The organism is Embleya sp. NPDC127516 (genome assembly GCF_044765325.1).
Taxonomy (GTDB): Bacteria; Actinomycetota; Actinomycetes; order Streptomycetales; family Streptomycetaceae; genus Embleya.
Genome location: NZ_JBIWJT010000035.1, coordinates 61,538 through 76,837, shown reverse-complemented (window position 1 = coordinate 76,837; position 15,300 = coordinate 61,538). Strand labels below are relative to the sequence as shown.

Here is a 15,300-nt window from a genome sequence, read left to right as displayed (position 1 = left end):
CCACCAAGGGTAAGGGTGTGACTGTGGGTGGCCCCATGGCAACCGGGACGTTTGGGTTGTGTGTTTCCGGAACACCGAAGGCCTCGCGGCCCTACGATCGGGCGGACATCGAGCCGCCGGCGCACCGCGCGGCGGCGCCCAGGGGGAAGAACTCTCGCAGCCACCTTGGAGGAATGTCGTGCCCACGGTCCCCGACACACTCATCGCTCTGGGCCTGCGCGTCGGTTTCAAGCCCCTGACCCGGTCCGTCGTGCCCCTCCCGCTGCAACGTGCCGTCGTGGAACTCGTCGGCCGATTCATACCCCGAACGCCGGGCACACGGAGCCGCCGGACATCCCTGGCAGCCCTCGACACGTTGTGTGTGTCGCCGCCTCGCCCCCGAACGGACCTGGCAGTCCTGCATTACCACGGTGGTGGGTTCTGCACCGGTTCCCCCGCCGGCGAGGAGGCACTGGCGACCCATCTGGCGCGGGCCACCGGCGCGGTCGTGTACCTGCCCGGCTATCGACGGGCCCCGGAACATCCCTATCCGGCGGCGGAACACGATGCGCTCGCGGCGTACCACGCTCTCGCCGACCAAAGTCCCCGGCCGACGGGCATTGTGGTCTCGGGTAGTTCGGCGGGCGGCGCCCTGGCGCTGGCCACGGCCCGGCGCCTGTGCGCTGAGCGACGGACGCCGCCGGTCGCCGTGGTGCTCCTCTCGCCCTGGCTCGACCTGACACTGTCGGGCGAGTCGATGTCTCGAGTGGGGCGCCGCGACCCGTTCCTCACCCGTTCGTCACTCGTGGCCGCTGCGACGCTTTACCGTCCGAATGCACGCCTTCGAGCCGACGCGTCCCCGCTGTTCGCGGACCTGGCCGGACTTCCGCCACTGATCGTGCACAGCGGGCGTCGGGAAATCCTGCTCAGCGACGCCGAGCGACTCGCTGTCGCTGCTCGCCGGCAGGGAGTGCCCGTCGTCCACCGAACCTTCGACGGCATGTGGCACGTCTTCCACCTGTTCGCCGCGCTTTCCCCCACCGCGGCCCGGGGCATGGCAATCCTCGCCGCAGACATCGCCGACGCCACCGATGTCTAGACCGCCCCGCTCCGGTTGCCCACCGATCGCGACAGTCCCCGGGACCCCCGACCTCCGCCTCCGCCGATTTGTCGAACTTTTCCTGCCCGATGCCCTCGATCTCCACCTGGCTCGATTGCAGAGCGTGATTGAGGGAGTGCCGAGCATGGCCGAGAACACTCTGCGGGACAAAGTCGCGGTCGTCGGTGGGAGTGAGAGGACCCCGGGTGGGCCGGTCGGGGGGACGTTCGCGGAGTTCGGCGCGAAGGTGGTCGTCCAATTCCCCACCTCGGAGAGCGACGCCGAGCAGGCAGTGGAGGCGACCCGGGGCCGTCTCCGTCCAACGGGGGGACCTGACGAAGGTCGCGGACGTGCGGCGGCTCTTCGACACGGTTGTGGACACTGTGGGCGTGTATACGTGGTGGTGGGCACCATCGGGATGGTGCCGCGCAAGCCCCGATCAGGGAGATCACCGAGGAAGAGTACGACCGCATGTTCGGTGTCGACGCCGTGTACTTCTTCGTCCCGAAGGCCGGACGCCGGCTGAACGACCACGGGAGGGTCGTCGGCCTGGGCGCGTCGTTGCCGGCCGCGTTCTTCACGGACGGTTTCTCTATCTACGCGGGCAGCGAGGCGCCGCTGGTGTACTCCACCCCGGCGGCGGCCGAGGAGTTCGCCGGTCGGTACGTCTCGGTGAACACCGTGGCGTCCGGTCGGTGGACACGCCGTTCTTCGACCCGCGGGAGAGCCGGGAGAACGGGCCCGGTTTCACGCGTGGCAGGCGATGGGCTACCGACTCACCCACGTCGAGGACATCGTCTCGGTCATCGGGTTCCCGGTCGCCGGGTGTTGGTGGTTTACCGGCCGGACGCTGTTCCCCAACGGCGCCCGCACCACCGGGCGACCGAACGGGCCCTGCCGGCGGGCCGCACCGCCCACGACTCGGCACGGTCGGTGGTTCTCGGGCGTGCCGCGCGGGCGAGTGTGGGTCGTGCGCGGGCGTGCGTCATCGGGAGGTGTCACGGGGTCTCACGTGCCGCGTGGCGAAGGTGTCGAGACGGCGGAGGAGTTCTTTCGCGGCGGGCACGGTGTTGGCGTAGGGGCGCAGGGAGGTGCGCAGGGTGGACAAGGCGGTGTCGGCGCGGGCGCTGTCGAGGTGGGGGAGATCGTCGAGGAAGGCGTGCCCGTGGGTGCAGGCGTGTTCGAGGTGGCCCATGCGCAGGCGTAACTGGGTGAGTGTTGCAGTGGTGATGGCTCGGGCGCGGCGTTCGCCGGCGGGTCGGTGGCCGAGGGAGCGGGCGAGTTGGTCGGCGGCGGCGGGGAGTTGCCCGAGGCTGGTCAGGACGTCGGCGTGTTGGTGGGCGAGGGCGGACAAGTGATAAGCGCCTATCGGGTGAGTGCTGGTGGCGCGGTCGAGGTGGCGGTGGGCGGTGGTCAGGTGGAGCAGAGCGGCGTGGGTTTCGCCGATTGCGGCGTGGGCGACGGCGAGTTGTCCGTGCAGGAACGCGGTGAGTGTCAGATCGTGGGCGGCGGCGCTGGTGACGGCGGCGTCGGCGAGGTGCAGTGCCTGGGTGTGGTGGTGGAGGGCGTGGGCCTGCACGCTCATGGCGCGAAGCGCCAGGGCGTAGCGGACGCGGTCGCCGGCGGCGGTGGCCAGCTGGGCGGCGGTGGTGTAGTAGCGCTGGGCGATGTCGTGGAGGTTGTCGTCGAAGGACATGAACCCGGCGAGGTAGGCGAGGTCGGCGGCGGCGGCGCACAGCCGGGTGTGGACGCCGGGGGCGGCCGGCGCGCGGAGCCAGGGTGCGACGGTGGTGGCGAGGAAGCGGGCCAGGGCGTGTCGCGCGCGTCCGCCGCCGTGTGCGGTGTCGGTGTCGGCGAACACGTCCAGCATCAACGTGGCGAGGCGGACATGGCAGGCGTCGACGCGCCGGCCGGGTTCGGGAAGGGTCAGGCGTTTCAGGGGAGGGAGTTCGCCGAAGGAGGGGAGTTGTGTGGCGGCCAGGCTGTAGGCGAAGCCAACTGGAGCGGTACTTGGGTCGGTCGGGGCACCGACCAGTGTTTCGAGTGAGGCCCCGGGATTGATCGGCCCGGGGGCCGATGTCGGCTCGTGGTTGGTGTGGGGCGGGGCGAATCCGAGGTCGTCGAGGGTGATCACGCGTCCGAGGCGGCGGGTGAGCCCTTCGGCGACGTAGCGTGCGACGGGTGGGGCGGGACGGGCGCCGGTGAGCCAATGGGCCACCGTGGTGCGGTCGTAGTGCAGGTGGGCGCCGGATTCGGCGCCGACCGTGTTGACGGCGTCGGCGAGGGCCTGACCTGTCCAGTGGGCTTCGCGCAGCAGGGAACGGAGCCGGATGTTGGGCGCGCGCCGTGTACGCATGTCGGGCCTTCCGGCGTTCGTGGGGGTGTGTTCAACACGGACGGATGTTCAACAGGCCCACGCTTCACGGACGCTGTGTTCCGTCGTGATGGTGGGACTTAATGAGGAGATGAAGAGAGGGTCGACTGCTTGTAAGCCTTCCGTCGTGGAGGGGGGCGTATGGCGGCGGGAAGAGGTGACTGGGGGACGAAAGAGGACCTGCCCGAAGCGCTGGGCGCTCGTGCTTCACGCCCCTGATCGGCGAAGGCGCGGCGTGGTCTCGGGAACCACGTTCCGGTGGGGGCGCGAGCGAGGTGACGGACACCCTCACGGGCGTCGCGTTCCTGGACACCGGAACCGGATCGCCCGCCACCCATCCGACCATCCGGTATGCCGGCGCGGACGCGCGCCGGGCTCCGGCGCCGACTGCCTGGAGGAACCGGGCCGCGCGGCGTTTGCCTACTCGGACTCGACCGACCCGACACACGAAACGGAGAGATCGCGCATGGCCACTCGCAAAAAGGGCGTCTCGAAGCTGCTCGGCGAGGTGCTCGACAACGTCAAGGACTTCGCCGACGAGATCGTGGATCGCCTGTCCGACGCCGAACGCGACATCCGCCGCGGACTGACCAGGCTCCTGGAGGAGCGCGACTCGTCCGCGCCCGACCGGGACCGCCCCCACCTTCCGGAGGACCCCGACTCGGTCACCGGGGACACCCCCGTGTCCGCGCGAGTCGAGTCGACGGCGACCAAGCCCTGACCCGGAGCACAGCGCCCGAAGGGAACCCGCGTCCGCACCGGACTCCCACCCGGGCAATCACGCTCGTGGGCGCGAGGGGCGAGGAACAACGACGAACGGCCCTCGAACGCTCGTCCGGAAGCCATGGACGCGCCGGACCGGGCCCCGCCGAACCGGCATGGTCAACGATCCGCACCCATCCCCGTGGCCGGCATTGCGCGTCGCCGCGTTACCTCCCGACTCGATCGCACGACACTCCTACTTCCTGTCCTCGGAGGGAACGATGCCTTGCGCACCTCGCGCGACCTCGTCCAGGTCGCGCCCGTGGGCCCCCCGGGTCCACTCGCCGCGTCGCTGCGGCCGTCCCTGTGGGCCCGGCGTGGCCGAGTCGCTCGGCCGACTCGGCGACGACGCGGTGTCCCACCTTCGACCGGGGTGGGAGCACCGTCGGTGAGTCCGCCGTCCAGGGCGCGTGCGCTGGCCAGTGTGGTGGGACACCTGATGGCCCGCGCGGTGAGGGACCGGGCCGTTCCCGGCCCGACCTCCCCGGCGGGCGAACCGACCACCCCGCGCGAACGACGGGCCGTCGCGCTGCGGGAGGCCTTCGAGGAGTTGGGGCCGCTCTACGTCAAAGTGGGCCAGATCCTGTCGACCAGACCCGACCTGGTATCCGAGACGACCACCACCGAACTGGAAAAGCTCCACGACCACGCCGCGACCCTGCCCTTCGACCACATGCAGCCGGTCCTCGAAGCCGAACTCGGCCGTGCCTGGCGTGGCCGCTTCGGCCACATCCACACCACGACCCCGCTGGGCACCGCTTCCCTGGCGCAGGCCTATTCGGCCGTCCTGCGCACGGGGGAGCCGGTCGTCGTGAAGGTACAACGCCCCGGGATGCGAGATGTCATGGAATCGGACATGCGCCTGTTCCGCACCGCCGCACGCCTGATGGCCCGCACGGCGCCGCGCCTGAACGCCACCGTCGACGTCGAGGCCATGCTTGCCGTCGTCTTCGACGCCATGCGCCCCGAACTCGACTTCACCCTCGAGGCCCGCAACATGGAAGAAGTCCAGGGTGCCATCGCCGGGTTCGACCGCCTGCGGGTGCCGCGCGTCGTCCACGCCACACCCCGCGTGCTGATCCAGACCCTGGCACCGGGCGTCAACATCCGCGACGCGGACCGCGCCGCGTTCAAGGACGAGGACCGCCTGGAAATCGGCCGCCAGCTCTTGGCGTTCATGTACCGGGGCTACTTCCGCGAGCACTTCTTCCACGCCGACCCGCACCCGGGCAACATCCTGATCGACCCCGTCGAAGGCGCCTCGATCATCGACTGGGGCATGGTCGGCCGCCTCGACCGAGGCACGGGCATGTCTTTGATGCTCATCCTCATCAACATCGCCGAGAACGACGGGACCGCCGCCGCCAAGGCGTGGATCGAGATGGGCAAACCCACCCCCTGGGCGGACACGGCCGGGTTCGCCAACGACATCCGCCTACTCGTCCCCAAGATCTCCCACGCCTCCCTGGCGGACCTCAACTTCGGCACGGCTCTGACCGCGGCGCTGCGGCACAGCACCCGGCGCGGTATCCAGACCAGCCCGGTCGTGTCGATCCTGGGGAAGTCCTTCGCGAACATCGACGGATCCGTGCGCCACCTCGCCCCCGAGATCCGCGTCACCGACGTCTTCCGCGGAGAACTCAGCACCCTCCTGGCCCACTACGCCACACAGGCGCTGTCCGAGGGACAGGCGGCCCGCATCCTGATGGAACTCCTCATCTCGGCGGGCACCGTCCCCGCGCAGGCGCGCGGCGTCCTCAAGGACATCGCCGACCACGACCTGAGCATCCACATCTCCAACCCCGCGCGCGGCTCGCTCTCCTCGCCGGCCGTTCACCGGTTCGTGGCGGCCGCGTTGGCCGCCTTGGCGTGGCGCGGACTGGGGAGAAGGGGATAGTCGCGCGCGACGGCCTCACCGATCCCGTGGACGACCGCCCCGCGACGCAGGGATCTCACGAACAACCAGGGCAGCCACCCTCGAAAGACAGGACGCACCGTGACTCGAACCCCTCGCCCCCAAGCGGCCGTCACGGACCGAATGAACGCCAAAGACCACCTGGTGTGGCGCCTGGAGACCGCCGTGCGTCCGGATATCGTCATCCTGGTCGTCCTGGACGGCATCGTCGACCACAACAGCCTCCTGGCCTGGCATCACCGCGCAGCCGAGATGATCCCCCGCATGGCCTCGCGCGTGCACGCCCCGCGCACCCGGTGGGCACACCCGCGCTGGGAACCCGCGCCGCACTTCAACCCCGCGCGCCACGTCCACCGGGTCTCGGTCCCCGGCCGCGGCACACGCCACGACCTGCTGACCCTGGCCGAGGCATTGACCCAATCGCCGTTCGTCCCCGGCAGACCGCCATGGGAGAGCTACCTCGTGGAAGGCCTGGAGGACGGCACGTGCGCCTACCTCCTGAAGATCTCCCACTGCATCGCGGACGGACTGCGTCTGCGTGAACTCTTCCTGCTCGCACCGTACGCGTCGCTTTCCCTGGCTCAGGCCGGAGCACTGGGAGCGGACGGGCGGTGCAAGTTCGGGGACGCCTTCGCCGACGGCTATGTTCAGGCGGAAGCGGCCGGAATGGTGCTGCTCAAGCCACTTCGTCAGGCACTCACCGACGGCGACCGGGTGCGCGCGGTGATCCTGGGCGGAGCCGTGGGCAACAGTGGCTTCACAGGACAGGGCATGATCGCGCCCACCGCCGCCGGCCAAGAGGAGATCCTGCGGGCCGCATACCGGGCGTCGGGCGTCGACCCGCGCGACGTGATGTACGTGGAGGCGCACGGCCCGGGAACCGCCGCCGGCGATCCCGCGGAGCTGACCGCCCTGGCGCGCGTCCTCGGGCCGCGGGAAAACGGCAGGCCCCGGTGCCTGCTCGGCTCCGCGAAGACAAGCGTGGGCCACACCGAGGGCGCCGCCGGAGTGGTCGCACTGATCAAGACTGTGCTGTGCCTGGAACAGGGCACCGTCCCCGGCAACCCGTACTTCACCGCGCCCCGCCCGGACATCGACTGGGACAGCGCGCCGTTCGAGATGCCACGCCACTCGGTAGAACTGAAGGGAGGGGGCGCGCGCCTGCTGGCCGGCGTCACCTCCTTCGGCGCCTCCGGCACGGGCGCGCACCTCGTACTGTCGACGCCGCCGCCACGCCACCGTCCGACACCCGGCCGCGAGGCCCGCGGGGCTTCGGCGGTGCTGGCCCTGTCCGCCCGCTCCCGCGCCGCACTGGACTCCCTCACGCGCTCCTACGCGGAGCTGCTGGCCGCCCCGGATGCCCCGCCCCTGGCCGAGGTCTGCGCGGCCGCCGCGGCCTACCGCGATCACTACGAGTACCGGTTGGCCGTCACGGCCCGCAACTCCAAAGACACGAGCGAGGCGCTGCACCGGCACCTCGGCGGCGGGGAGAGCCCGCAAGTGTCCGTCTCGGCGGAGGGCTGCTGGTCACATCCTCGGCTGGTGTTCGTCTTCCCCGGCCAAGGGGCGCAGTGGGCGGACATGGGGAAGAGTCTCCTCGCCGCGGACGGCGAATTCGCCGAGACGCTGCAGCAGTGCGACGCGGTGATCCGCCGCCACGGTGGCTGGTCGTTGCTCGAGGCGCTGACGACCCGCGACGACGGCTGGCTGCGCCGCACCTCGCGAATCCAACCCGCCCTGTGGGCAATGGGGGTTTCGCTCGCCGCCCTGTGGCGCTCCTGGGGGATCGAGCCGGATTTGGTCATGGGACACAGCCAGGGTGAGATCGCCGCCGCGCAGGTCGCCGGCGCGCTCACCCTGGAGGAAGCGGGCCGCGTCAGCTGCATCCGGGCGCGGCTCATCGACGATCTCGCTCTGCCGGGCGCGCTGTGCTGGATCGGGCTGTCACACCACAAACTTCCCGGACTCCTGCGCAGCCTCGGGGCGCGTGCGGAACTCGCCGTCCAGGAAAGTCGCACGTCCAGTGTCGTGGCGGGTACGCCGCAGGACATCGACCGCATCGTCGAATCCTGCGAAGAGCGCGGGATCTCCTGTCTGCCGATCCCCGTCACGTACGCCGCCCACAGCCCGAGCGTCGACCCCGTGGAGAAACCGCTGCTGGAACAGCTGGCCTCCCTGCGGCCGCAGACGGCCCAGGTGCCCCTGCTGTCGACCGTCACCGCGACACCACTGCCCGGAGAGCGACTGGACGCTGCGTACTGGTGGCGGAACCTGCGCGAACCGGTCCGCCTGGAACCGGCAGTACGCTCCGTGCTGGACGACGGCCGGCCCACCCTCTTCCTCCAGGTGTCACCGCATCCCGTCCTGACCGCGGCCCTGACAGGCGAGGGCGCCCAGAGCCTGCCGTCGCTGCGCCGCGACCACGACGAACTGACCACCCTCCATCGTTCGCTGGGGGCGCTCTATGTCGCAGGCTGCGACCCCGACTGGAGTCGGGTACTGGGCAAACCCACGCTCCATGTGGACCTGCCCCACTATCCGTGGCAGCGCAGCCGCTACTGGCACCAGTCCGCCGACTTCCCCTGGCCCGCGCTGGGCGCGGACCCCATGGAGGCCTCCATGACACCCACACCCACGGGAACACCCCCCGCGACCAGCTCCATCACCGACAGCCATCCCGTGCTCGAAGACCGGGAAACCACCCTCGAGGGGCGCCGGCGCTGGAGTGGGCGTCTGGACCGTGAGCGCCACGCCTTCCTTCTGGGTCACCGCGTCGGCGACCGTCCCGTGGCGCCGGCCGCCTTCTACGCCGAACTGGCCTTGACAGCGGCCCACGAGATGGACCCCGGCAGCGGTCTGAGCGACGTTGACCTACGGGAGTTGCTGCTGCTCGACGACGACGGCGCCTGGGACCTGCAATGCCGCGTCGAGGCGCTGGGCGAGGACGGCAGCCGGATCGAAGTGGCCACCCGCTCAACGCCCGACGGCCCGTGGCGCGTGCACGCCACGATGCGGCGTACGAAGGCCAAGCCGGCTCCGCCGTCCCCGGTCCCGTCCCTCGACGTGCTCCGTCAACGCTGCACCACATGGCAGGCCGGTGAACACTTCTACCGTGCACGGGCGCCGGAAGGAAACGACTGGCAGGGCCCTTTCCACTGCATGGCGGAGATCTTCCACGGGCAGCAGGAGAGCCTGGTAAAGCTGCGGCCCACCGCTCGAGGCGGTTACCGCGTCCACCCCGGCGTCCTCGACGGCTGCCTTCAGGCCGCCCTCACCACGACGCAGGACACCACCGGAGCCGGGCGCGGCTTCGTTCTGCTGGGCGTGGACCGCGTGCACCTACACGCTGACCTGGACGTCGACGAACTGTGGGTCCACGCGCGGCAGTTGCCGACAGCGGCGGACGGCGAGCTGTCCGCCGCCCTGACTGTGATGGACGCGGACGGCAGGGTGCTGGCCGAGGTCCACGGTGTACGGGGCCGAAGGCTGCAACCCACGGCCACCATGGAACCGCCGGTCGAGGAGGCGTACACCTCCGCCACAGCTCCCCTGCACACTGCCGCGGAGGGCATGTTCGCGCTGCGCTGGCGTCCTCTCGACCCACCCGGCGCCGCCCGCCCGGGCAACTGGCTGCTGGTGGGGCCCGGCGGCCCCCTGGAAGCAGCAGCGCGCCAAGTACTGCTCGCCACCGGCTGCACGGTCCACGCCCTGCGGGCCGGGAAGCGGTTCCACCGCGTCGGCCCCGGAGAATTCCGCGCAGACCCCACCGCGGAGGACGATCTTGCCAGGGTACTGGCGGAGGTGTCCAAGCACGCACCCCTGACGCACATCCTGTACTTCGGCGCCCTGGACAGCCCCACCCGGGCCGCCGACGCCTCACCCCGCGAAGTCCAGTGGACCACGACCGATCTGTGTTCCGGGCTCCTACCCCTGGCCCGCGCTCTGGAGAAGGCAGGACTGACTACCACACCGGACCTATGCGTCCTCACCCGTGGTGCACAGGCCGTACGGGACGGTGATCGCGTGCCCGCTCCATGGCAGGCAGGCCTCTGGGCCTTCTCCCAGACCATCCGCCTGGAGATGCCGCAATGCGCCACGGTCCTGCTCGACCTCGACGACACCGCGGATCCGACCGCCGAAGCACACCTCCTGGTCCCCCTGCTGTCGGCTTCCGGCGAAGAGGATCGGCTGGCATTGCGCGGCGAACACGCCTACGCGCCACGTCTGACACCCGCCGAGCCGGGCGGGCCCCAAGTGGGCGCTGTGTGCCTGCGAACCACGGGCGGTATCGGAGGCATCCACCTCGCGCCCCTTCCCGACTGCCCGCCCCCGGGTCACGGGGAAATCGCCATACAGGTCTCCTGTATCGGCCTGAACTACCACGATGTCCTCCGGGTGACCGGATCGTCCGCCGGAGAAGAAGACAACCTCATCGCATGCGAGTGCGCCGGAACAGTGGTCCGGGTAGGCGCGGGCGTCACCGACTTCTCGGTCGGCGACGACGTTCTGGCCTACACGTTCACCCCGCCTGCCTCGTACACCGTGACGCCCGCCGCCTGCGCCGCCCACCGGCCGCACAACCTGACCCCCGCCCAGGCCGCCGGCGTGCCCGTCGCCCACGTCTCCGCCTACCGCGGACTCATCGACATGGCACAACTCCAACCTGGCGAGACCGTCCTGATCCATTCCGCGACGGGCGGCATGGGCATGGCCGCACTGGACATCGCCCGCCGGCGCGGAGCCACTGTCTACGCCACGGCCGGCACCGAATCCAAGCGAAACCTCCTTCTGCAGCTGGGAGCGGCCCGGGTCGCCGACTCCCGCTCGGCGGACTTCGCCCGGCAGCTGGCCGAACCCGGTAAGGCTCCGGTGGACGTCGTCCTCAACACCCTCAAGGGCTCCGAAGCACGAGAGGCGAACTTCTCCCTGCTCACCCCCATCGGCAGGTACGTGGAAACGGCACGCAACGAAATGCACGAGGAACGAGCGCTGCCCCTGAGCCTGCTCCTGCCCGGCCGCGCCTTCCTCCCCATGGACCTGGTCGCTCTGCGCCACCACGACCCGGTAGCCCTGGGCGTCACCCTCCGCACCGTCACCGACCTGCTCGCCCGAGGCGAACTCGCGCCACCCCGCACCCGGGTCTTCCCCGCGGAGAAGGCGGGCGAGGCCATGAGCCTGATGGCACGAGCAGGCCACACCGGCAAACTCGCCCTCGCCTTTCCCCACAGCCCAAGCCCCACCCTGAGCGCACCGCCCCAGGTCCGGGTGCGCCCGGACGCCACCTACCTCGTCGTCGGTGGTCTCGGCGGCATCGGCGGCCTCTTCACCGACTGGCTCCTCGACCAGGGCGCACGACACTTGCTGCTCACCGGCCGCAGCCACGTCACCGCCGATCCGCACGGTGACGAGCGCGCCCAAAGGCTTGCCCGGCTCTCCACACACTCGCAGTGCCAAGTGACCTACGCGCCCGTGGACGTGGCCGACGAAAGCGCCATGCGCAAGCTGCTGCGTGAACGCCGGCGGCAACAACTCCCCGCAGTGGCCGGTGTGGTACACAGCGCCCTGGCACTGGAACCCACCCCGCTCGTCGACATGACCGACGCGATCATCGATCAGACCATGCATCCCAAGGTCGCCGGAGGCTGGACCCTGCACCGCCTCTTCCCCGGCAAGGATCTGGACTTCCTGCTCCTGTTCTCCTCTGCGGTCTCCCTGCTGAGCGGGCTGCGCCTGGGCGGTCAACTGGCCGCCTACGCCGCCGCCAACGCCTTCCAGGACGCGCTCGCGGCACACCGGCGCGCGGCCGGACTGCCCGCCACCATCGTGCATTGGGGTTACTGGGATCAGACGGGCATGGCTCACCGGATCAGCGAACGCAGTGACCGCAGCGTCTGCCCCGAGGGAATCCACCCGCTGCGCCCCGCCGACGCCGCCGAGTTGTTCCCCGCAGTCCTCGCGAGCCAAGAGCCCGTCTGCTGCATGCCGACGGACTGGCCCGCCTACGCGCAGGCCGCGCCGCAGGACGCCGGTGCGCCCATCCTGCGCGAACTCCTCGCTACCGGCGGCAATGTGCCCGCGGCGACTCCCGCGTCCGAGCGTTCCGTCCCCTCGCCGCAGCCGCCGCGCCCCGCTCAAACAGCCCCAATATCACAAACTGCCGAAGAAGCTCGGCGGCCGGTGCCAGCGGCGCAACGACGAGCCGCTCCTGCTCCCGTTCTGACCGCCCCTGCACCACCGGAGCCGCAGTCACGGACAGAGAAAGCTGCGGCTCCGCCGGACGAAACACCCTGCCCGGCGACAGCGACCTCCGCTGCGCTGGAATCGTGGCTGGTCGCCGAAGTCGCGCGAGTCCTAGGGTCGCCAGTCGGCGACGTCGATCCCACCCGCCCCCTCAACCGACTCGGCCTCGACTCGCTCCTGGCAGCCGAAGTCACCACCCGCCTGCGCAGCGAGCGCGGACACGACGTGACGGTCTCGCGCATCATCAGGGCCCGGAGCCTGCGCAGCCTTGCCGCGGAACTGACCTCCAGCACGACAGCCGACATCTCATGAACACGGCGCAAACCCCCACGGTCACCGCCGTCCTCCTGACCGGCGCGACCGGGAGCCTCGGCGGCTATCTGTGCCGCGAGCTGCTGCACACCACAGCCGCGAGCGTGTACTGCCTAATCCGAGCACATGACGCCGACGGCGCCCGGCGCCGCCTCCAACAGCGCCTGAGCGAACTGGGCACACCCCACGCGCTCGACGACCCCCGTCTGCACGCCGTCCCGGGAGACCTGAGCAAACCCGCATTCGGCCTCCCGGCATCGGAGTTCGACGCCCTGGCCCAGACGGTCGACACCATCCTGCACGCTGCGGCCACCGTCAACCTGGCCGCCGACTACGACGACCTCGCACCCGCCAACCTGGTTACGGTCCACCACGTCATCGCCCTGGCCCGGCGCCGCGCCGCGCTCACCGGCCTGCCACCGCACCTGCACCACGTCTCCACCCTCGCCACCCTCCTCCACGCGCGAACCGCCGGCTGGGACACAGTCGACGAGAACACACCCCTCTCCTCGGCCACCAGCGGCCCCCAAGGCTATCCCCGCACCAAGAGAGAAGCCGAGGCCGCACTCCGCGCCGCAGCCACCACCGACGGACTACCGGTCACCGTCTACCGTCCCGGAGCCATCACCGGGCACTCGGAAACCGGGCGGACGACGGCCACCGACCCCCTGGCCCCACTCCTCACAGCCGTCACGGCCCTCGGCGCCGCGCCGGCCGGAGAGTTGTGGGTACCCGGCCAGTGCGTCGACGCCGTCGCCCGTTGCATCACGCGGCTGATGCCCCGACCGGACCCTGACACAGGCGTCTTCCACATCATCGAACCTGAGCCCCTGCGGATGGACGACCTCTTCCAGGCGCTGCGCCGAGCAGGCCACCGCCTGGAAGACGTGCCGGTGGAGTCATGGTGGAAACTCGTCGAGGACCACGTACACGACCCGTACATCCGCCCCATGGCCGCCATGCGCGACATCAGCCAACCCATGCTCCCCAGTACTGAGCAGGCAGCGGCCCCCCACATCCGCTGCGACGCCACCTGGCAGGCACTCACCAACGCCGGGGTCACTCCGACTTCCTGGACACCCCAGTACTTCGACCGGCTGATCGCGGCGTTCTCGCTGCCGACGCCGAGGGCCCGCCCCGCCGTACGCGGACACCACGCCCAATCTGCACGGACAGCGAACCAAAACGCGCCGTTGCCCTCGGCCGAGCCCCCGCCCGTGCGGATCGACGGCCTAGCTGCTCCGGTCTGCTTCGCGCACAACGGCCACATCCCCGATCCCGTGGCCGCAGCCGCGGCGTGCGAGTTGGCCGGATACGGCGGGTTTTGGGTCCAGGAACAACAACACAATCCCCTGCTCGCCCTCGCCCGGGCGGCGGACCACACGACCCTCCCTCTGGGAACCGCAGCCGTGGTCGCCCTCGCCCGAAACCCCATGACCCTCGCCCACGCGACGCACGACCTCCAGCACCTCTCGCGAGGCCAGCTGATCCTCGGCATCGCGCCGCAGCTCAAGGCGAATCTGCTCTACCGCTATTCCATGCCCGCCGACCAGCGCCTGTCCCGCATGCGTGAATTCATCCAGGCACTTCGGCACATCTGGAGCAGCTGGAACACGGGCCAACCACTGGAGTTCCGCGGACGGCACTACAAGCACGCCTTGGACAGCCCCTTCTTCACGCCACCGCCCTGCCCTTACGGGCCGCCACGCGTATTCCTCACCGCGACCGGGCCCCGTATGGCCGAGCTGACCGGAGAGCTTGCCGACGGACTCATCGCGCCGCCCTACGCACCCCCCCTGCTCTTCACTCGCGTTCTCCTGCCCGCCCTCGAACGTGGCCTGGAGAAGGCCGGACGTGACCGTACCGACATCGAGGTGGTGTGCCCCCCGCTGCTCGTCACCGGACGCAACGCAGCGGAACGGCAGATGACGGCAAAACGAGCCCGGACCCTCATCGCGTTCTTCTGCGGCACCCGCGCCTACCGCTCCGTCTTCGAGCTGTACCAATTGGGGAGGGTCTCGGACGCCATCGCGCAGATCGCCGTGACCTCCGACCCCTCTAGCTACCGGCGCATGGCCGACCTCGTTGACGACGACACGCTCCAAACGTTCGCCACCGTCGCCGAGGACCCACAGCAGATGGGCGCCCAGCTGCGCGCCCGCTACGGCGGAAGCGCGGACCGACTCCTGCTTCCCGCCCCGCACAGTGGCGACGGAGACCTGTGGTGCCCTCAGACGCTGGGACTGTCTGCCGCAGACCCACAACTCTCCAGCCCCTGACCGCTGCTCGTCCGCACCGTTACGGACGGTTCGCGACCGCCGGTGCCGGCACAGCCACAGCTGGCCGCCCGCCCCAGCGCGATGTGGGCGGCTGAGCAGGCCCTGGACTACTGCCCCAACTTTAGATCTTCAAAGAGTCCTCCTGTCCCTCCCGTGACGCCTGGCGGCGTGAAGATCGGAGCGTTTGACCGGTCGATCCACCGCGCGAAGCGGCTGGCTCGTCAGAGCGGTACCACTGCCGTCGGCTACGGCCGGGCCGGAGCGGGACTGGCGAGGTCCCCTCGTTGCCGACGGGGGAGACGGGCTCGGTAATGGTAGCTCCGGAAGGAATGTGGTGAAC

General features: G+C 70.4%; 6 protein-coding genes. 5 read left to right on the top strand and 1 reads right to left on the bottom strand.

All coding sequences use genetic code 11. The annotated features are described in order from the left end of the window. Positions 1-178 precede the first annotated feature (178 nt). On the top strand, positions 179-1,078 hold the full coding sequence (locus tag ACIRL2_RS42470) for an alpha/beta hydrolase (RefSeq protein ID WP_402239787.1): 900 nt from the start codon (positions 179-181) through the stop codon (positions 1,076-1,078). Between the two features lie 985 nt (positions 1,079-2,063). Here ACIRL2_RS42470 and ACIRL2_RS42465 read toward each other — a convergent pair. Continuing rightward, complete coding sequence (locus ACIRL2_RS42465; RefSeq protein WP_402239785.1) at positions 2,064-3,434, bottom strand: hypothetical protein; 1,371 nt, start codon at positions 3,432-3,434, stop codon at positions 2,064-2,066. A gap of 484 nt (positions 3,435-3,918) precedes the next feature. Here ACIRL2_RS42465 and ACIRL2_RS42460 point away from each other — a divergent pair, with 484 nt between their 5' ends. The 4 genes from ACIRL2_RS42460 (at position 3,919) to ACIRL2_RS42445 (ending at position 14,960) form a co-directional block, all read left to right on the top strand. After that, entirely contained in the window at positions 3,919-4,173 is a 255-nt protein-coding gene (locus tag ACIRL2_RS42460) for a hypothetical protein (protein ID WP_402239782.1), read from the top strand. Positions 4,174-4,602: 429 nt separating this feature from the next. After that, entirely contained in the window at positions 4,603-6,111 is a 1,509-nt protein-coding gene (locus ACIRL2_RS42455) for an ABC1 kinase family protein (protein WP_402239780.1), read from the top strand. Between the two features lie 141 nt (positions 6,112-6,252). Next, entirely contained in the window at positions 6,253-12,681 is a 6,429-nt protein-coding gene (locus tag ACIRL2_RS42450; protein ID WP_402239778.1) for an acyltransferase domain-containing protein, read from the top strand. Further along, entirely contained in the window at positions 12,678-14,960 is a 2,283-nt protein-coding gene (locus ACIRL2_RS42445) for a TIGR03617 family F420-dependent LLM class oxidoreductase (RefSeq protein WP_402239776.1), read from the top strand. Before ACIRL2_RS42450 ends, ACIRL2_RS42445 begins: the two co-directional genes overlap by 4 nt. Positions 14,961-15,300: the final 340 nt, after the last annotated feature.

What these genes read in the sequence shown, in the direction of transcription:
- ACIRL2_RS42465 (WP_402239785.1), bottom strand. Translation starts at nt 3,434, where the DNA reads ATGCGTACACGGCGCGCGCCCAACATCCGGCTCCGTTCCCTGCTGCGC.
- ACIRL2_RS42460 (WP_402239782.1), top strand. Translation starts at nt 3,919, where the DNA reads ATGGCCACTCGCAAAAAGGGCGTCTCGAAGCTGCTCGGCGAGGTGCTC.
- ACIRL2_RS42450 (WP_402239778.1), top strand. Translation starts at nt 6,253, where the DNA reads ATGAACGCCAAAGACCACCTGGTGTGGCGCCTGGAGACCGCCGTGCGT.
- ACIRL2_RS42445 (WP_402239776.1), top strand. Translation starts at nt 12,678, where the DNA reads ATGAACACGGCGCAAACCCCCACGGTCACCGCCGTCCTCCTGACCGGC.